The 18,055-nt window shown below is 63.3% G+C and carries 16 protein-coding genes; 9 read left to right on the top strand and 7 right to left on the bottom strand.

All coding sequences use genetic code 11. The features are described from left to right. The first annotated feature begins 85 nt into the window (after positions 1-85). The 6 genes from pgl (at position 86) to PCA31118_RS15855 (ending at position 6,749) form a co-directional block, all read left to right on the top strand. On the top strand, positions 86-763 hold the full coding sequence (gene pgl / locus PCA31118_RS15830) for a 6-phosphogluconolactonase (RefSeq protein ID WP_150626088.1): 678 nt from the start codon (positions 86-88) through the stop codon (positions 761-763). Next, positions 741-2,612, top strand: a complete 1,872-nt coding sequence (locus PCA31118_RS15835; protein ID WP_174990491.1) for a bifunctional transcriptional regulator/glucokinase — start codon at positions 741-743, stop codon at positions 2,610-2,612. Before pgl ends, PCA31118_RS15835 begins: the two co-directional genes overlap by 23 nt. Positions 2,613-2,686: 74 nt before the next feature. Then, positions 2,687-3,310 (top strand): MarR family winged helix-turn-helix transcriptional regulator, encoded by a 624-nt coding sequence (locus PCA31118_RS15840; RefSeq protein WP_174990492.1) that lies wholly within the window; start codon positions 2,687-2,689, stop codon positions 3,308-3,310. A gap of 46 nt (positions 3,311-3,356) precedes the next feature. Beyond that, complete coding sequence (locus PCA31118_RS15845) at positions 3,357-3,566, top strand: dodecin (RefSeq protein WP_044454613.1); 210 nt, start codon at positions 3,357-3,359, stop codon at positions 3,564-3,566. A 127-nt stretch (positions 3,567-3,693) separates the two neighbouring features. Further along, on the top strand, positions 3,694-5,193 hold the full coding sequence (locus tag PCA31118_RS15850; RefSeq protein ID WP_044454615.1) for an AMP nucleosidase: 1,500 nt from the start codon (positions 3,694-3,696) through the stop codon (positions 5,191-5,193). Between the two features lie 179 nt (positions 5,194-5,372). After that, complete coding sequence (locus tag PCA31118_RS15855; protein WP_246190259.1) at positions 5,373-6,749, top strand: GntT/GntP/DsdX family permease; 1,377 nt, start codon at positions 5,373-5,375, stop codon at positions 6,747-6,749. 84 nt (positions 6,750-6,833) lie between these two features. Here PCA31118_RS15855 and PCA31118_RS15860 read toward each other — a convergent pair whose 3' ends face one another. From PCA31118_RS15860 to PCA31118_RS15870, 3 genes are all read right to left on the bottom strand, one after another. After that, positions 6,834-8,087 carry an Hsp70 family protein gene (locus PCA31118_RS15860; RefSeq protein WP_150626090.1) on the bottom strand — a complete coding sequence of 418 codons (1,254 nt, stop codon included), beginning with the start codon at positions 8,085-8,087 and terminating at the stop codon, positions 6,834-6,836. A gap of 220 nt (positions 8,088-8,307) precedes the next feature. Next, positions 8,308-9,723 carry an MFS transporter gene (locus PCA31118_RS15865; protein WP_217431272.1) on the bottom strand — a complete coding sequence of 472 codons (1,416 nt, stop codon included), beginning with the start codon at positions 9,721-9,723 and terminating at the stop codon, positions 8,308-8,310. 227 nt (positions 9,724-9,950) lie between these two features. After that, positions 9,951-11,237 carry a cytochrome P450 family protein gene (locus PCA31118_RS15870; protein WP_150626091.1) on the bottom strand — a complete coding sequence of 429 codons (1,287 nt, stop codon included), beginning with the start codon at positions 11,235-11,237 and terminating at the stop codon, positions 9,951-9,953. A 323-nt stretch (positions 11,238-11,560) separates the two neighbouring features. Here PCA31118_RS15870 and PCA31118_RS15875 point away from each other — a divergent pair, with 323 nt between their 5' ends. The 3 genes from PCA31118_RS15875 to PCA31118_RS15885 all read left to right on the top strand — a co-directional run bounded on the left by PCA31118_RS15875 (position 11,561) and on the right by PCA31118_RS15885 (position 13,640). Beyond that, on the top strand, positions 11,561-11,893 hold the full coding sequence (locus PCA31118_RS15875) for a hypothetical protein (protein WP_150626092.1): 333 nt from the start codon (positions 11,561-11,563) through the stop codon (positions 11,891-11,893). A 179-nt stretch (positions 11,894-12,072) separates the two neighbouring features. Then, the gene (locus tag PCA31118_RS15880; RefSeq protein WP_174990493.1) at positions 12,073-12,810 is read left to right on the top strand and encodes an ankyrin repeat domain-containing protein; all 738 of its coding nucleotides are present in this window, start codon (positions 12,073-12,075) and stop codon (positions 12,808-12,810) included. A gap of 119 nt (positions 12,811-12,929) precedes the next feature. Next, positions 12,930-13,640, top strand: a complete 711-nt coding sequence (locus PCA31118_RS15885) for an ArsR/SmtB family transcription factor (protein WP_425495367.1) — start codon at positions 12,930-12,932, stop codon at positions 13,638-13,640. A gap of 148 nt (positions 13,641-13,788) precedes the next feature. Here the strand turns inward: PCA31118_RS15885 and PCA31118_RS15890 are convergent, their stop codons facing one another. From PCA31118_RS15890 to PCA31118_RS15905, 4 genes are all read right to left on the bottom strand, one after another. Further along, positions 13,789-14,091 carry a DUF4148 domain-containing protein gene (locus PCA31118_RS15890; RefSeq protein WP_150626095.1) on the bottom strand — a complete coding sequence of 101 codons (303 nt, stop codon included), beginning with the start codon at positions 14,089-14,091 and terminating at the stop codon, positions 13,789-13,791. Positions 14,092-14,354: 263 nt separating this feature from the next. Continuing rightward, a complete protein-coding gene (locus PCA31118_RS15895; RefSeq protein ID WP_150626096.1) occupies positions 14,355-15,350 on the bottom strand; it encodes a hypothetical protein in 996 nt (331 codons plus the stop codon). 485 nt (positions 15,351-15,835) lie between these two features. Beyond that, positions 15,836-16,687 carry an IclR family transcriptional regulator gene (locus PCA31118_RS15900; protein ID WP_150626097.1) on the bottom strand — a complete coding sequence of 284 codons (852 nt, stop codon included), beginning with the start codon at positions 16,685-16,687 and terminating at the stop codon, positions 15,836-15,838. 125 nt (positions 16,688-16,812) lie between these two features. Continuing rightward, positions 16,813-17,970, bottom strand: coding sequence for an FAD-dependent monooxygenase (locus tag PCA31118_RS15905; RefSeq protein WP_150626098.1), 1,158 nt, complete (start codon positions 17,968-17,970; stop codon positions 16,813-16,815). Positions 17,971-18,055 lie beyond the last annotated feature (85 nt).

The raw sequence follows: 18,055 nt of genomic DNA on the forward strand, positions 1-18,055 counted from the left end.
AGCGACAAACGCGGCAAATGCGGCAAATGCGGCAAATGCGGGCCCGGCGCATCCGTCCAACGCCACGCTACGGAGGCAGACACGCATGATTCACTGGCGAACTTTTCCCACGCGCGAGGCGCAGGCGCACGCATTGGCCAATGCCGTCGTGGCTGGCATAGACGAAGCGCTGACGATTCGACGCCGCGCCTTGCTGGCGGTATCGGGCGGCACCAGTCCCAAAGCCTTCTTGGCGCAGCTCGCCCGCTTGCCGGTCGCATGGCGTGACGTCGACATCACGCTGGTCGACGACCGCTGGTTGCCCGCCGACCACGCCGACAGCAACGCGCGTCTGGTTGCCGAGACACTGCTGCCCGGCGCCACCGGCGCGCGCTGGCTGCCGCTTGTCGATACGTCGACGTCCGCCGAATTGCAGGTGCGCACGCTCAACAGCACCTGGACCCACGGCGTGCCGCAGGTCTGCGTGCTGGGTATGGGCGAGGACGGCCATACGGCGTCGCTCTTTGCGGACGCGCCGCAATGGCGCGACGCCACCACGACCCACGACAAGTTCGTTCTCGTGCAGCCGCAGAACGCGCCATACCAGCGGGTGTCGTGGTCGCTCGCCGCGCTCGCGGCATGCGACAAGCTCATCCTGCAGATTCAGGGCCCGGCCAAGCGCGCGGTGCTCGAAGCGGCGCAGGCCAACGAGCAGGACAACGCCATCTCGCGCCTGATCCACCTCGAAGGAGTCAAGATCGATGTCTTCTGGAGTGAGGAATAACCCGCCACACCTGAGCGGTCCGCGATTGCTGGCCGACATTGGCGGCACCAACGCCCGGTTTGCGCTGGAGATCGCGCCGGGCGATCTCGTCGAAATTCGTGACTACGCCTGCGACGATTACGCCGGTGTGCCCGAAGTGATCCGCGCTTACCTCGACGAAGCCGATCACGCGGAACCGGTGCAACACGCGGCCATCGCCATCGCCAATCCGATCGAGGGCGACGAGATTCGCATGACGAATCGCGACTGGCACTTCTCCATCGAAGCCACGCGCCGCGCGTTGCGTTTCGAGACGCTGCTGGTCGTCAACGATTTCACGGCCCTGGCAATGGCGTTGCCTTATCTCACGCCGGCGCAGAAGTATCAGGTCGGCGGCGGTGAGGCCCGACCGAATGGTGTGCTGGGTCTGTTGGGGCCGGGCACCGGGGTCGGCGTCTCTGGCCTGATTCCGGCAGGCGATCGCTGGATCGCGCTGGGCAGCGAAGGCGGACACACCACGTTCGCACCGGCCGATGAGCGTGAGATCGACGTGTTGCGCTACGCGTGGAAGCACTTCCCGCATGTATCGTTCGAGCGCCTCGTTGCCGGTCCCGGCATGGCGCTGGTCTATCAGGCGCTGGCAGAGCGCGACGGCAAGCGTGTCGAAGCGCTGGAGACGCCGGCGATCGTCGGACTGGCGCAATCGGGTGACAAGCTCGCACGCGAGACCGTCGATTGTTTCTGCGCGATGCTCGGCACGCTGGCGGGCAATGTCGCGGTATCGCTCGGCGCGGTGGGAGGCGTCTACCTGGGCGGCGGCGTGATACCCAAGCTGGGCAAGCTGTTCGAGGACTCGCCGTTTCGTCAGCGCTTCGAGGCGAAAGGGCGCTTCGAGGCGTATCTCAGGAAGATCCCGACCTATGTCATTACCGCCGATCATCCGGCATTCCTCGGTACGTCGGCGATTCTTGCCGAACAACTCGGCACGCATGCGGCGGGTGCGGGCGCGCTGATCGATCGCCTGCATCGCCTGCGCGACCGCCTGAGTCCTGCGGAGCAGCGCGTTGCCGAACTCACGCTCAAGCAGCCGCGTGCATTGCTGGCCGAACCGGTCGCGGAGATCGCACGTCTGGCGCGGGTTAGCCAGCCCACGGTGATCCGCTTTTGCCGCAAGCTCGGCTGTCAGGGGCTGTCGGACTTCAAGCTCAAGCTTGCGAGCGCGTTGACAGGTACGCTGCCGGTGCGTCACGGACAGGTACATGTGGGCGACACGGCAGCGGAATTCAGCGCAAAGGTGCTCGACAACACCGTGTCGTCGATCCTGCAGATGCGTGAACATCTCGACGCACGCACTGTGGAGGCGGCTGTCACGCTGCTCGATGGCGCGCGTCGCATCGAGTTCTACGGACTGGGCAACTCCGGCGTAATCGCACAAGACGCCCACTACAAGTTCTTCCGCTTCGGCAAGCCAACCATTGCGTACGGGGATCCGTATCTGTTGCAGGCGTCCGCCGGGCTGCTGGGGGAAGACGACGTGGTCGTCGCGATCTCCGCATCGGGGCGCTCGACCGACCTGAACCGGGCGGTCGACATTGCGCTCGGTCGAGGCGCGAAAGTGATCGCGCTCACGGCGCGCAACTCGCCGCTCGCGCGCAAGGCGACGCTCGTTTTACCTAACGATCATGTCGAGACGATGGGCGCACACGTCACGATGATTGCGCGGATTCTGCATCTGGCGGCCATCGACGTGCTGGCTGTGGGCGTGGCGATCCGTCGTGCGGGCCCAGGGGCCGAGACTGCGGGCGAAGGCGCGCTCGACTGGCTCGGTCACGGCAGTGGCCGCGACACAGGCACGCCGGCGGCAGCCTGACGTGCCGGACGCCGAACTGACGCCGAATCTTCGGTCGCTTGATATCCCTAAACATGTTTAGCATAATGCGGCATATGAAAGTGACCGATTCCGCCCAACGTTTCGGCTTTCTCGTAGCAGACATTCAGCGTCTGTTCGGGCGCCGCTTCGAGCAGTTTGCGCAGCGCACGCTGCCGATGACGCGCGCCCAATGCCGGTTGCTGGCGTACCTCAGCGTCAATCGGGGCGTGAGTCAGACGGTGCTTGCCGACATTCTCGAGACGCCGCCGCCAACGCTCGCCCGCATGCTGGAGCGCATGGAGGAGGCCGGCTGGGTGCGTCGCCGACTGGACGCGCGAGACCCGCGCATCGAGCGCCTGTTCGTCACGCGCGCGGCGGTCGCGCAATTGCAGATCGCCCGAAAATTGTCGGACGATGTGCGCGACGAAGCATTGCACGGCCTCACGGCATTCGAAGCGGTGCAGCTCACGCAGTTGCTGCAGAAGGTGCGGCGCAATCTCAGCAATGTCGTGCCCACACCCCTCGACACCGTCGTCCCGGCGGTTCTACGTCGTGAAGCGCCCGACGGTGCGCAAAGTATGAGCGAGACCGCTCAGCACGCCTCCCCTTCACCTCTCCCGCCCGCGACGTCTCCCACCCCCTATATCGGCGCACCCGAGGGCGACTTGTCGGATATCACCGACTTGCGGCCTCAGTAGGACGCGCCTAGCATGGGAAGTCTCCAAACCCACCCCGGAGACTGACATGACGAATCACGTGTACAAGCAAATCGAGCTGACCGGCTCGTCGACCAAGTCCATCGACGACGCCGTCACGAGCGCCATCGAGCGCGCGAGCAAGACATTGCGCAATCTGAACTGGTTCGAAATCACGGAAACGCGCGGTCATATCGAGGACGGCAAGGTCGCTCACTGGCAAGTCACGCTCAAGGTCGGCATGCGGCTCGAAGACTGAGTCCAGTGGGCGGTCACCGCGGCATTCGGCAGGCAGACGGGGCGCTCAGGCGCCCCGCGGTTGTCGTACAGTCGTGTCACAATAGGCGCATACTCGAGATCATGAAAAAGACAGAAGAGGTTTGCGCATGTCCGAACAAGAACCGGTCCATGCCACCCGATCGATTACGGATCCGGTGGAAGCCGTCGCCTACCTGAAGACGATTTACGACGCCAACACGGCGTACCTGCGCTCCGCATTCGAGCAATTCTCCCGACAGAAAGATCAGGCGCGCCGCGTGAGCGCGCATTACCCGTTCGTTCGCATCACCACCGAGGACATTACCCAGCTCGACAAGCGTCTGTCGTACGGGTTCGTGTCGGGCCCGGGGAGCTACCAGACCACCGTCACGCGTCCCGACCTGTTCGAGAACTACTACATCGAGCAGCTTCGCCGACTCGCGCACAACCATGGCGTGGCTTTTGAGGTCGGTGTCTCCGACGAGCCGATTCCCGTGCATTTCGCGTATCAGGACGGCGTCTATCTCGAAGGCGATCTCGATCAGACGCACCTGCGCGCGATGCGCACCGTGTTCGACGTGCCCGACCTTGCCAAGATGGACGACAGCATCGTCAACGGCACACGCGACCCGCTGCCGGGCGAGATCCTGCCGCTCGCGCTCTTTACCGCGCCGCGCGTCGATTACTCGTTGCACCGTCTGCGCCACTACACGGCCACGTCGCCCGAGAATTTCCAGAACTACGTGCTGTTCACCAACTACCAGTTCTATATCGACGAGTTCGTCGAACTGGGGCGTGAACTGATGAGCGCGACCGACGACCCCGCCTTGCGCGAGTACCGCAGCCAGTACACCGCATTCGTCGAGCCGGGCAACGTGACGCACTGGAACCAGAATCTCGCCGCGCGCGCCGCCGTGGGCACGTCGCCGTCGCGGCTGCCGCAAATGCCTGCCTATCACCTCGTGCGTCCGGACAATACCGGCATCACAATGGTGAATATCGGGGTTGGGCCGTCCAACGCAAAGACCATTACCGATCACATCGCCGTGCTGCGCCCGCACGCATGGGTGATGCTCGGACACTGCGCCGGACTGCGCAACTCACAGCGGCTGGGCGATTACTGCCTCGCCCACGGTTACGTGCGCGAGGACCATGTGCTCGACGACGACCTGCCGTTGTGGGTGCCGGTGCCGCCATTGGCCGAGGTGCAGGTGGCGCTCGAGCGTGCCGTGGCGGACGTCACGCAACTGGACGACTTCGAACTCAAGCGTGTGATGCGCACGGGTACCGTGGTGACGGTCGATAACCGTAACTGGGAATTGCGCGATCACCGTGAGCCGGTGCAGCGCATGAGCCAGAGCCGTGCGATCGCCCTCGACATGGAGAGCGCCACGATTGCCGCAAACGGCTTTCGGTTTCGGGTGCCATACGGCACCTTGCTATGTGTGAGCGACAAACCGCTGCATGGCGAACTCAAGTTGCCCGGTATGGCCGACCGTTTCTATCGCGAGCGTGTCGATCAGCATCTGAAGATCGGCGTGAAGGCGATGGAGCTGTTGCGCGATAACGGTCTGGATCGTCTGCACAGTCGCAAACTTCGCAGCTTCAACGAAGTCGCATTCCAGTAATTTCACCGGGCGGCCGCCATGTTTCGTCGACTGAAACTTGCCGCCGCCTCCCGCCCGCCCCATCTCACGGGGCGTTGCGGCCCATGCGTGCATGCGGCCGACTCCGGTAGCACAATCTCCGAACACACCGGCCGCGCGCTGCGCGCCGGTGTTTTCGTTTTCCGTCATCAAGGATCATCGTGGAGATAGTCAACCACGTCGTGCCCTGGGCAGCGCACGACACTCGCCTTCTGCTGTCCTGTCTCGTCGGCCTCGTGGCCATCATCGTTTTCATCAGCGCGCTCAAACTCTCGCCGTTCCTGTCGATTCTCATCGGCACGTTCATCGCGGGGTTGGGGGCGGGCTTGCCGCTCGACGCGGTGGCCAGCGCGTTCAGCAAAGGGGCGGGAAGTCTGCTGGGCGACGCCGGCATGATCATCGCGCTGGGGGCCATGCTCGGGGCGCTGATGGCCGACACCGGGGCGGCCGACCGGATCGTGACCGTCCTGCTCAAGTTCGGCAAGGGCGCAGCCTTGCCGTGGATGATGGCGCTCGTCGCCATGATTATCGGCCTGCCGCTCTTCTTCGAAGTCGGTCTGGTCATGATGGTGCCGATCATCTTCGTCATGGCGCGTCGCGCCAACACCCCGATCCTGCGTGTGGCGATTCCGGCGCTCGCCGGCATGACCACGCTGCACGCGCTCGTGCCGCCGCACCCCGGCCCGCTGATCGCCGTGTCGGCGCTGCATGCGGACCTGGGCATGACGATGGGGCTCGGCCTGCTGATCGCCATTCCGGCAGTGATTCTCGCCGGACCGCTCTACGGCATGTGGCTCGCGCCACGCTTGCACGTGGAGGCGCCGCAGCAGCTCGGCGATCTGTTCAGCAAGCGCGACGACGACATCGGGCAACCGCCGTTCGCGGCGGCGCTGCTGGTCATTCTGCTGCCGGTCGTGCTCATGCTGGGCCGCACGCTCGCCAAGGTTGCGCTGACCCCCGAGACATCGCTGTTCGATGCGCTCAATTTCCTCGGCGAGCCAATCATCGCGCTGGCGTTGACGGTCGTCGTCGCCATCGTGGTGCTGGGCTGGGGACGCGGCTTGCCGCGCGCACGGGTTGGAGAGACGCTGCGTCGCGCGCTGCCGCCGATCGCGGGCCTGCTGCTGACCATCGGCGCGGGCGGAGGGCTGAAACAGGCGTTGGTGACGGCCGGTATCGCCACCACCATCGGCAAGGTGGCCGTCGGCACGCACATGCCGCTGATCCTGCTCGCCTGGCTGATCGCCGTGGCGTTGCGTCAGGCGACGGGCTCGGCGACCGTAGCGACGACCACGACGGCAGGCATCGTGGCGCCGCTGGTGATGCACCTGCCGCCCGTGCAGGGCTCGCTGATCGCATTGGCCATCGGGGCCGGGTCGGTGTTCTTCTGCCACGTCAACGACGCGGGCTTCTGGATGGTGCGTGAGTACTTTGGCCTGAAGCTCAAGGAAACGTTGTGGGTCTGGTCGGTCTTGCAGACCATCGTTTCCGTGGTCGGGTTGGGAATGACGTTGCTGCTTTGGCAATGGCTTGCCTGAGCGTTGCCATCTGACGAAAAAAAGCGCGCTGACCTTTCGGTCGCGCGCTTTTTTCTTGAGGTCTCAGCGTCGCTACGCCAACGATCAGGAAAACACCCGCTTCGCGTGAATCCCCAGCCCCAACGCAACGCTGGCGAGGCGATCGCCAAAGACCGGCGTTGCCTTGGGGAAGGCGGCGCACATTGCGCCCGACAGGCAGCGCAGACCGGTCGAGCCGCCGGTGAAGTACAGGGCATCGACGTCTTCGGCACTCAGGCCCGCGAGCGACGCCGTATGTACCGCACCCGTCGTGATGCTCGCAATCTCGTCGCTCACGGCCTCTACCAGCCCCGTCTCCGAGAAGGCGATGCTCAGGTCGCGCTCGATCACCGAGAGGTCGATGCGCGTTTCGCCGCCTGCCGACACGTCGATCTTGGCCGTTTCCGCATGACCGACCAGTGCGTGACCAAGACGTTGCTCGACCGTGCGCATGAGACGACGGTGATGCGCCGGATCGGCATAGAGATGCGCGGTGAGCGCCAGCTCGCCCACGCGTCTGGGCGTGTAGACGGTGTTGATCAGGTGCCAGGTGGCCAGGTCGAAGTAGATGCGGTTCGGCACTTCCTTGCCGTCCGGTCCGAGCGCCTTGTAGCCGAGTTCGCGCAGGATCGTCGCGAGTTCGATGCGGCGATCGAAGTCCGTGCCTGCGATGTGCACGCCGTGGTGAGCCAGTACGTCGTCCTTGCGGTCCAGACGACGCGCGCGGTCCGGGCCGACGCGCACGAGCGAGAAGTCCGACGTACCGCCGCCGATGTCCACCACCAGCACCTGCTGCTCCTGCGAGAGCCGCGACTCGTAATCGAAGGCGGCTGCAATGGGTTCGAACTGGAACTGCACGTCGTCGAAACCGACGTCGCGCGCGCTCTGTTCGAGCGAGCGCTGCGCGGCGGCATCCGCTTTCGGGTCGTCGTCGACGAAGAACACCGGACGGCCCATGACGACCTGACGCAGATCGCCGCCGTCGGCCTTCAGGGCATGGGTGCGCAGGTGACGCAGGAACGTGGCGATGATGTCGATATAGCGCATCGCCGAGCCGTTGCCGAGGTCGGTGGTGCTTTCGATCAGGGAGGAACCAAGCAGGCTTTTGAGCGAGCGCATGAGGCGCCCGTCGTAGCCGTCGATGTAATCGGCGACGGCCTGACGGCCGAATGACGCGCGGCCGCCTTCGTCGGCATTGAAAAACACGGCCGTGGGCAGTGTGCCGTAGCCGGCTTCAAGTTCGACCAGACGCATGGCGCCGCCGGTTTGCACGGCGACGGCAGAATTCGAAGTGCCGAAATCGATGGCGCAGAAACTCATGGCATTTGCGGCTTGCGCGGGCGAGCCGTAAAAGGTCGGCAGTGTAGCACGGCCGGACGGCCGGCCGGATGAACGCACGCGGGGCGCCCGACGCGCCCTGTCTTTGGCCTCGTCGTTGGCTTCGACGTTGGCTTCGACATTCGCCCCGACATTGGCCTCGACATGGCCCCGGTCATTTCGGAAGACGGCGGTCGCCTTTGCCAGCGGTCAATGGGCACGGTCACCGGCGAGACGACGTCGCGCCCGGCTGGGCGGACGGCAACGTACGAAGGCTACTGACCACGGCAGCGACTGCCGCGAACGCCGCCGCGACGTAGAGCGACGCACGGGTGCCGAAACCGTCCGGTGCAACGCTGAACACCAGCGCCACTAGCGCGGCGCCCGTCGTCTGGCCGGTCAGGCGCGCCGTGCCGAGCATGCCGCTCGCACCGCCGCTGCGGTGTTTCGGCGCAGACATGAGCATCGCGTAGTTGTTGGGCGACTGGAACAGGCCGAAGCCGAAGCCGCACATCGCCATGCGCCAGACGATGTCCAGCGTGCTCGGATGTTGGGGAAGCAAGCCCAGGGCGAGCAGACCGACGGCAAATGCCGCTAGCCCCACGGCGCCCAGCAATCCGGGCTTGTAATGCTCGAGCAGGCGACCCGCGATCGGTGCAACGACCACGATGGTGAGCGGCCACGCCGTCATCAGCAAACCGGTTTGCACATGATCGAAGCCGAGCGTGTCCTGAAGGAAGAAGGGCAGCGAGACGAAGGCCAGCATCTGCGCGCAGAACGACGCCATCGAGGTGCAGATCGACAATCCGAAAATCGGGATGCGCAGCAGATCGACCGGCAGCAACGGCACTGGCTGGTGACGTTGGCGTCGCACGAAGATCGTGCCGATGACGACCGCCGCCACGAGCTCGACGGCCACGAGCCAACGGTCCTGGCCGTGCCCGAAGGCATCGATGCCGGAGATGAGTAGCCCGAACGTCAGCGCACTGAGCACGGCCCCCGTCCAGTCGAAGGGATGCGAAGCGCGCGTGGTGTCGGGCAGCGAACGCACGGCAATGGCGAAGGCAACGATGCCCAGCGGCACGTTGATCGCGAAGAGCCACGGCCAGTGGGCGATGGAGAGAATTCCGGCGGCAATCGTCGGTCCGGCGGCCGAAGACACTGCGACGATGAGCGAATTGAGCGCGACACCGCGTCCCAGCCAGCGCGACGGATAGATCGCCTTCACCAGCGCGGTGTTCACGCTCATGATTCCGGCGGCACCGAAGCCTTGCGCCACGCGCGCGAGCGTGAGCGTCATCAGGGAGTCCGAGAGCGCGCACGCCAGCGACGCGAGCGTGAAGAGCGCGAGGCCGACCGTATAGACACGTCGGTAGCTCACGATCTCGCCAAGCGCGGCGAGCGGTAGCAGCGAAATGGTGATGGCGAGCTGATAGGCGTTGACGATCCAGATCGACGTTGCCGGGCTGGCATTCAGATCGCGCGCGATGGTGGGCAGCGCAACGTTGGCGATCGCGCTGTCGAGCACCGAGAGCGAGATCGAAAGCATGACGGTGGCAACGGCCCACAGCCTTGCGGGCATGGGCATACCGTCGGTGAGTGTGTCGGACATGAGGGCGGCGAAGAGGCGATGACGCATCCGTCGCGTATCCGTCGCGTCGGCATGACGCGGCAGGCACGGCAAACGGGCAAAAGAAGCAAAGCGTCATCCTGCCCGAAATCCCGAGACGGCGACGCGTCCCCTTGCAAAGCCTTGTGTTTACACGGTTTTCGATTCGGTGCCTCTGTTTTGTCTGGTGGAATTAAAGTTCCATCAGATAAAACAAAATAGGTTTTGGTGGCGATATGTCCTCGGCACGCCAATCGCTACGCGGAAAACCGGGCGATGCGCGCATTCGGCAGCGGGTGATACGCCGTGCCGCTGCCGAGCGGCGCAAGGTCCTCACCACCGCCGAGAATCGCGTGGACGCCGACAGCGGCGATCGTGCTGGCAGGCGTGCGCCCCGGGCAGGCGTGCGCGCCGAGACCGAACGTCCACGCGGTGTCGTCGGTCGCGTTCATGTCGCCCACTTCGTCAGGAGCCCGACCGGCCGATGCCAGCAAGACGAGGATGACGTCCCCCTTGCCCAGCGTCCGACCGCGAATGACTGCGGGCGTGTGCAAAAAACGGCGTGTGTTCTGCACGGGCGGATCGAAGCGGATGACGTCGCTCACGGTTTGGATGGCGGCGCGCAGATCGGCAGGTGGTGCACCCGTTGAATCACGCATCGAGGCGCCCACGGCCCCATTCAGTGGCGTACCGGACATTCCGGACGTCCCAGACGTGCCGGAGGTCCCGGACACTCCGCGCGCGACTCGTCTCACGCTGTTGGCGACCAGTCCGGCGCAGGCGTCGTGCGTCTGTGTGAAGAGGCCGACGATGTTTGCCGTGAGGGCGCTGAAGTCGGTGCCTTCGTTGCGCGCTGCGCTGCGGGCTGTCTCCTGCAACCACGTACCCGGCGCCGCGTCTGCGTCGAGCCAGCGAATCGCACGGCTGCGCATCGCGGTGGCGGCGGTGTGACCAGCATCGAGCACGTCTTCGCGGGGAGACGGGCGCGCAGCTTCGGCCATCGCGGCGACCAGCTTGCGCACGTCTGCATGGACCTCGGTCCATTGGGTCGCCGGCACACCGAGCCAGGCTGCCAGCGCGTACACCGGCTGACGAAAAACGAAGTCGTCCAGACGCGCGGCGGACGTTTTTCCGCAGGCGAGATAGGCATCGGCGCATGCGGCCTGCGTGGCTTCGTGCAATCTGGCGAGTGAGTCGCGATCCGACGACAGTGCCGCGAGCCGGGCCTTGAGCCAAGGTTTCATGGCGGCGTGCGCAGGCCCGTCGTTCATGCGCACGAGCGCACCGAACCACGCGCCCGCCGGTCCGTGGCTCAGCGCCGCAGGGACGACCGCACCGGCAGGGCGCACGCCACATGCCGGATGCCTGAGCACTTCGGCCACCGCCTGCGACCCCGCCGCCACCCACAGGCCGAGCGACGCGTCGTACTCGAACGGACGACGTGCTGCGAGCGATGCGTAATACGGATAGGGATCGGGATGCACGATGGCATCCAGCGCATGCACGGGAAACTGGGGGTGCGTTGTCAGAGAAATTGTCGTCATGAGGGCGTTCCGTCGCAATGTCGTTGAGCGCAGCGAAGACTACGGTGTTGCTTCAATATTCGCGCAGGACGACCTCGGGATGCTTCAATCTGTCGTGAAATGTCTTGTACCCGGCATGCCTGTCGATTATGCCTATGCATAATGACGTTCGATCAAACCGTAGAGCAATGCGCCGGCGTCCAAAATAGTCGGACTACAACATTGAGACGTCATGGTGCAAAGGGCGGGATTGTTTCCGCATCCGTTCGCGTGAAGTCGATCCTTGAATTCATAACAAGTACTTGCGGGTTGTACGTGGAGTGCGCCCGCTCCGGGACCGAACCATGTTTCATATTTTCAACCTCAATGCGCATTTGACGGCTTTGCGCCAATGGACGAGGACGGCGGGCGGTTCGATGAAGCTTGATGTTGACACCTACCACGCGAGCGTCGAGGTTGGCGGGCGCACCGTCGTATTGATTCCGAAGTTTTCGTTTCGCGCCCATCACGGATTGGCTTATTCCAATACGCTCAACGACGACACCGTGGCGGGCTTTGTCGGGTGGCTCCCGTATGCAGTAAAACGATGGCCAATTTCCACGGACAAGATCGTTTTCAAGCGGTATTGCGAAGCCAATGGTCTGCGGGTCACGGCCTCATGGCGTCCTCCATCGTGAACCGACGATTCAGCGAAACACTTTGGTTCCTGAGAATATGTACTCGATCGGTTCCTTTGGTGATGCGCTGGATGCGCATGGTATGGTCAGCGTACTGAATAGTGCTGTGAGACGTGTTGCGGGAGCTTGGTGAATTTTGACTAATAGGGGCTTGTATGACTAGCCGATGGTGTCGTCTGGTGATTTCGCTGATGGCGCTGATTTTTCCACTCTTGGGAGGGTGTGAAATGCGCGTAGTTGATGGCGTGTCAAAAGATTACTTTTCGGATGAAAAGGAGGCGTCGTTGGCGAGAGCTGCAGCCGAGGGCAATCTCGGAAAAGTTCGACAACTTGTGCGCGAGGGCGTCAACGTCAATGCGGTGGGTGACAAGAATATGTCCCCACTAGGATGGGCATTTTCGGCCAAAAACGTTGAGGGTCTTCGTGCACTTCTCGAAGCAGGGGCAGATCCCAATCAGCCGATCGGGCCTGAGCATGAAATTCATCTCGTTTGGTTGGCGGCCGAGTTTGAGTCGCCTGAGATTTTGAAGGTGCTACTGGAATTCAAGGGAGACCCCAACGCTACGCACAAAGGACTGATGTTTAATGCGTTGCGACAATCTATCATGCGGCCTGCCAACATGAAGCTCTTGGTCGAGGCTGGAGCGGATGTTAATGCGGCTGATAGCAGCGGGTTCGGGGTGGCGCACATTGCTGCAAATTTACGACAGTATGAGGTTGTGGATTATTTGCTTGAACATGGATACCGGCGCGATTTACCTCGGTTAGCTTGGGCGGTTAATGATGGAAAGGTATCGGCGGACGGTCTTATTCCGCGTCAAAAGACGTTGGCAATCCTCCGATCTATGGGGTTTGAACCGAAGCCAGGGCGACCGCCTGCGTTCGAGGGAATATCGGTTTTGCCCAATGCTCGCTGATTGCATTACCGCTTCCTCGCTGGAAATATATTTTCAGTTTTTCCAATCATCGATATTTCATTGCTAACTGAAGTATTGGTGGAGTTCTGTCCCATATACTTTCCCTACATCCACTTGGATTGGCTGATATGGATAGAACTCGTCAACATGCCCCCGGCATCAGCTCCCTTGCTGCCCTCCTAGCTGACCCTGGCCGCATGACGATGCTTTGGGCCTTGATGGACGGCTCCGCGCGTCCTGCGGGGGAGTTGGCGCTGGTCGCCGGGCTTTCCCCGTCTAGCGCCAGTGGGCATCTGGCCCGTCTTGTCGATGGTGGTGTGCTTGCGCAGGAAGCGCGGGGGCGTCATCGTTATTTTCGGATTGCGACGCCTGAGACCGCGGCTGCTATTGAGGCGCTTGCCAGTGCCGTTCTGGCGACGCGGGAGCTTCAGCCGCGTCCGGTGCCCGTCAGTCGCTCCACCCCCATTCCCCTTCGTCACGCGCGCACTTGCTATGACCATCTCGCAGGGGAAATCGCTGTCGATGTCTTCGCGCGGATGCTTGACCGTCGGTGGATTCGGATCGATGGCAGCGATGTCACCCTTACCGACGCCGGTTCGGACGGGCTGACCGCCCTTGGCGTCGATCTCACTTCGGCCCGCGCGCGTCGACGTCGTTTCGCTTGCACTTGCCCCGACTGGAGCGAGCGCAAACCGCATCTCGGCGGCGCTTTGGGGGCGGCGCTGCTCAGCACCTGCCTCGACGCCAAATGGCTTGAACCCACTCGCGAGGCTCGGGCACTACGCGTCACGCCGCTTGGCGAGCGCAAGCTTGCTGGCTTCGCGGTCTGACATGCCGCCGCTTCAGATGATGGTCTCGATGGCATCGATTGCAGCAGTCGCCAGGATTCGGACGCCAAAAAGAAACACCCCGCAGAAATATGCGGGGTGTGGGGCAGTGCAGGCTTCAACGCCCGGCAAAGGCCGGGCGCCGGGTCGATCAATTGCCTCGATAAGTCGAGTTCATCAACACGGTCGAGCCTTGCACGTGCCCGGCAACCGGGGTGCCGTAGGTCTTCAGGACCGGATACTGGCTATCGGTCTGCACCAGCGAGCCTTGCGCGTTCATCAGTTCCTGACGCACCTGAGCGCGCGGCACTGCCAACTGTTCGCTGTACACGCTCGATTGCCAGAAGAAGTTTTCATTCGGATAACCGTTACCGCCAGTGCCTGCAAAGGCGGCCGGAACGGCGGCCACGGCAAGAGTTGCGGCGATCATCAGATGGGAAAGAGTGCGGGTCATGATTTTTCTCCTGTCATTGCTTTTTCTTGGTGGTCGGCCAGCTCGCTTTCGAGTCCGGCACCGCCTACGCCTCTAAGGTAGGACGACCACGCCTCAGGAGTAACCGCACGCGGCGCAACAATGAATTGCGAAGAATGAATCGCCTCGAAACCCCTATGAAGTAAGGATCTCAAGGCGATACCGACATGCCAGGAGAGTCGAGTGAGGACTCTAATAAAGATGTTAATTAACAGGAGTGCGACAGGACGTCGCATCAATCAGAATCAGAACTTGTACCCCACACCCGCCAGAAAGATATCGCTATCGCGGTCATAGCCGGTGACGACGCGGTTCCACGAAACACGTCCGACCCAGTGATCCGCAAAGCGGTACGCCATGCTCATCGTCATCAACCCGGCAACGACGTTTTGCGCGCCGCCCGCCGCGCGATTCTCCTTGTACTTGTTCCACGTCACGTACGGTCCGAACCCCAGCCCAAGACTGAAACGATCGTCGAAGAAATCGTCCTTCAGCCACACCTGCGCCGCAGCACCCTGACGGTTGCCGATGTCGCTATGCCCCTCGTTGATCAACGACACCGTGCCGTCGATCCATCGTCCGAAGCCGTGCCGGTATTCGATGGCCTCGGCCAATGCGTTCTGCGAATCGAGGCTGTTGACAACCGATGGTCCGATCATCACCGACAAGACATCGCCCGTCGGCACGCCACGATTCCCATTGCCCGCGAGCGGACCGGGCGACGACGGCTTCTCCAACTGATACCCCACGCCAAGCAGGTACGTGACGGTATTCACGCTCGACGGCGATTGCACGTAGTTCGCACGCGCTTGCAGATACCAGCGGCTTTCGAAGTACCACGTCGCGGCGACGGAGAACATGGCGCCCCAGCCGTGATCGTCTTCGTAGCGGTGTGCGTGACTGCCGGCCACGGTGTCGTAATAGTGGTACGGCCCGACACCCACCGCGACGTCGAAGCGTCGGTCGAACAGCGGTTGATGTGCCCAGACCTGTAACGCAAAGCCGTCTCGATGATGGTCCGGCACATGGCCCTCATTCATCCACGTGAAGCTCGCCGCGAAGTGCTCGCTCAACGCCTGACGATAGTCCAAGCCCCACGCGTACGTGTGGGCGTTGTCGTCGTTGCGCGCATTCATGCCGCCCGCGAAGACGGTCGCTTCCTGTGCCTGCACCAACGCCGAAGCACCACAAAGCACGCCGACTATCGCCGCATGCTGCCACCACAAAACATTTTTCTTCATTGGACTCGCCGCAAAGCGAGCGTTGGCACAGGTTCGCGTGCGTCAATGCGACGCCCCGATTCGCATCGATCCGCATCGATTCGACGCGATGTGCCTCTGCCCGGAGCGAAAAATCCTAGCAAGCGCAAACCGCGCCCAGGGGCATTGAAAGGGAAAAGTAAGGCGGAATTCGCGTTACGACGTGTTACGTCGTGAGCTGTTTCGTTGCGTGCGACGAAACGACGGGCAACGACTCGCTATTCCGACGCTCGTGACTGGAAGGGGCGGGCGCCGCACGAACACAAGGGGAAGGGCGCTGTCCAGCGACTTAGGAGGACGTCGTCGGCCTGACGAAAACTGACACGTGCGTCAGTAATACGGCGAGATCGATCAAGTCGGACACGCGATTGTCACCGCACGTATCAAACGGCTTGCCGCTACGTCGCGGGGCTGATGGTGCCGGTACACCTAAGGTGAATCCTGGCGACGTGGAATGCTTGCGTCGCTTACATCCCCTGCGCCGCCGCCAAGAATGCCGGCGCCTCGGCAAGCAATACCGCGAGATCGGCAGCCCCCGATTTGACGGCGCGGGCCGTGCGGTCCCGGGTGACGGAGTCGGTTCCCACCAGCGCGCGCGGGCCAGCGACGCTGATGGCTGCCAGCGGTCGGCCATGACTGTCCAGTACCGCAGCCGCACAGGCGTCGATGCCCGCTTCGAAGCCGTCCTGACTCCATGCGCACCCGGCATCGCGATCGCGGGCCAACTGCGCGTCGAGTGCGGCGTATGTCCGCGCGCTCTGCGCCGTGGCCGCCGCAAGCGGTTCCGGACCCAGCAACGCACGGCGACGCTCAGGGCTCAGATGCGCGAGCAACGCGCGACCCGGTGCCGTCAGATGTGCCGTGACGCGACTGCCAGCACGAATGTTGCTCACCAGAGGAAGTGCAGGCGTCTCGCACAGCAGATAACGCACCTGCGCGCCGTCGAGCACCGTGAGGTAGCTCGACAAGCCCGTTTCACTCGTGACGCGCGTAAGCACACGTCGCGCCGTCGCCAGATGATCTTCGCCAGCGAGGGCGCTCGCGGCCAGCGTCAGAAAACCCAACCCCAGACGATGACCGCCGTGGGGCAACGGCTCCAGCACGCCTTCGAACTGCAACGTTTCGATCAGACGCATGACGGTCACGCGGTTCACGCCGATGCGGCGTCCGACCTCGCTCATGTTGGCGGTCGAGCCACCGTCGGCCACGAAGCGCAGCAGCTTGAGCGCTCGCATGACAGGTGTCACGAGACCCGCTTGTGCGGTGTCGGCGGTGTCGGCGGCGTCGCTCGGCGCGGCGTCGGGCGTTGCTTTGGTCATGCGTTCGAATCCATTCATTGAAATAGAAGGGCCGGGGCAGGGCATTCGCGGCATTCATGGCATTCAGTGTGTGACGCCAACGCCCCTATGCCCATCTGCCCCACGCCCCTACATCGCTTTCCCGATCACGCGGCGAGCGGCACTTGCCAGGCGTCGTACTCGTAGACCCAGTCGGCGTTGCCGCCTTCCTTGAGCCACTGATTGCCGCGCGAACCAATCTGCACGCGCGCCGTGCGCTCGCGACGCGCCGCTTCGTATCTGGCGAGGGCATCGGCGAGCGCGGCGGCGTTTGCTGCCGGACCCGCTTGCGTCAGGTGGCGAGACAGTACCACAGCATCCTCGATGGCCATGCCTGCGCCTTGCGCCATGAACGGCATCATCGGGTGGCAGGCGTCGCCCAGCAGCGACACACGATCGCGTGACCACTGCGGCAACGGATCGCGCACGTACAGCGCCGACTTCAGCACGCTGTCACAGGCTTCGAGCAGCGCCCGTGCTTCGGCGTGATAGTCGGCGTACATGGCGCGCAATTCTTCGACATCGCCCGGAGCGGTCCACGATTCGAGCGTCCAGCTGTCCTGCGGCGTCGTTGCGAACACAAAGATATCGCGACCGAGATTGAGCGGGAACGTCACGATCTGGCTCGACGGATTCGGTCCCCACCACTTGGTGAAGGCGCCGAGATTCGGCACGCCCTTGAGCTTGTCGGCAGGCACGACCGCGCGATATGCGACCACGCCGGTGAACTCCGGCGACTCCTTGCCAAAGAGCCCCGTGCGCACGACCGAGTGGATGCCGTCCGCGCCGATGAGTACGTCGACCTCGTCATAGGTGCCATCCGCAAACGCCAGTCGGATGCTGCCCGTCTGACCGGCGGCCGGCGCCTCGAACGACACGAGCTTCTTGCCCAGTGCAATCGATTCGGCGGGCACGGCCTGCTCCAATGCCTGCAACAGGTCTGCACGATGCATGGTGAGTTGTGGCGCACCGTACTTCGTCTGCGCGGTCTGCGCCATTTCGAGACGCGACGTCTCTTCGCCCGAATCCCACGTGCGGCTGATGCGATGGCTCGGCTGCGCGGCGGTCTTGCGAAGCGCATCGCCGACACCCAGCCCGTCGAGCGCACGCACGGCGTTCGGCGTCAGATTGATGTCCGCGCCCACGCGAGCGAACTGGGCCGCCTGCTCATAGACACGCACGCGAAATCCGGCGCGCAGCAAACCGATGGCGGCGGCCAGACCGCCGATGCCGGCACCGTTGATGCCGATGAGGGGAGCTTGCATGGGGACATCCTTTGACGAAAGAGGCGATGAATCGGAATGAATCGGAAAAAATAAAACGTTCAAATATGAACATAACGTTCAAATA

The organism is Pandoraea captiosa, assembly GCF_902459775.1.
GTDB lineage: Bacteria > Pseudomonadota > Gammaproteobacteria > Burkholderiales > Burkholderiaceae > Pandoraea > Pandoraea captiosa.

Excerpts from the sequence above, each read along its gene's own strand:
- pgl (WP_150626088.1), top strand. The coding sequence starts at position 86 with ATGATTCACTGGCGAACTTTTCCCACGCGCGAGGCGCAGGCGCACGCA.
- PCA31118_RS15835 (WP_174990491.1), top strand. The coding sequence starts at position 741 with ATGTCTTCTGGAGTGAGGAATAACCCGCCACACCTGAGCGGTCCGCGA.
- PCA31118_RS15840 (WP_174990492.1), top strand. The coding sequence starts at position 2,687 with ATGAAAGTGACCGATTCCGCCCAACGTTTCGGCTTTCTCGTAGCAGAC.
- PCA31118_RS15845 (WP_044454613.1), top strand. The coding sequence starts at position 3,357 with ATGACGAATCACGTGTACAAGCAAATCGAGCTGACCGGCTCGTCGACC.
- PCA31118_RS15850 (WP_044454615.1), top strand. The coding sequence starts at position 3,694 with ATGTCCGAACAAGAACCGGTCCATGCCACCCGATCGATTACGGATCCG.
- PCA31118_RS15860 (WP_150626090.1), bottom strand. The coding sequence starts at position 8,087 with ATGAGTTTCTGCGCCATCGATTTCGGCACTTCGAATTCTGCCGTCGCC.
- PCA31118_RS15865 (WP_217431272.1), bottom strand. The coding sequence starts at position 9,723 with ATGCGTCATCGCCTCTTCGCCGCCCTCATGTCCGACACACTCACCGAC.
- PCA31118_RS15870 (WP_150626091.1), bottom strand. The coding sequence starts at position 11,237 with ATGACGACAATTTCTCTGACAACGCACCCCCAGTTTCCCGTGCATGCG.
- PCA31118_RS15875 (WP_150626092.1), top strand. The coding sequence starts at position 11,561 with ATGTTTCATATTTTCAACCTCAATGCGCATTTGACGGCTTTGCGCCAA.
- PCA31118_RS15890 (WP_150626095.1), bottom strand. The coding sequence starts at position 14,091 with ATGACCCGCACTCTTTCCCATCTGATGATCGCCGCAACTCTTGCCGTG.
- PCA31118_RS15895 (WP_150626096.1), bottom strand. The coding sequence starts at position 15,350 with ATGAAGAAAAATGTTTTGTGGTGGCAGCATGCGGCGATAGTCGGCGTG.
- PCA31118_RS15900 (WP_150626097.1), bottom strand. The coding sequence starts at position 16,687 with ATGACCAAAGCAACGCCCGACGCCGCGCCGAGCGACGCCGCCGACACC.
- PCA31118_RS15905 (WP_150626098.1), bottom strand. The coding sequence starts at position 17,970 with ATGCAAGCTCCCCTCATCGGCATCAACGGTGCCGGCATCGGCGGTCTG.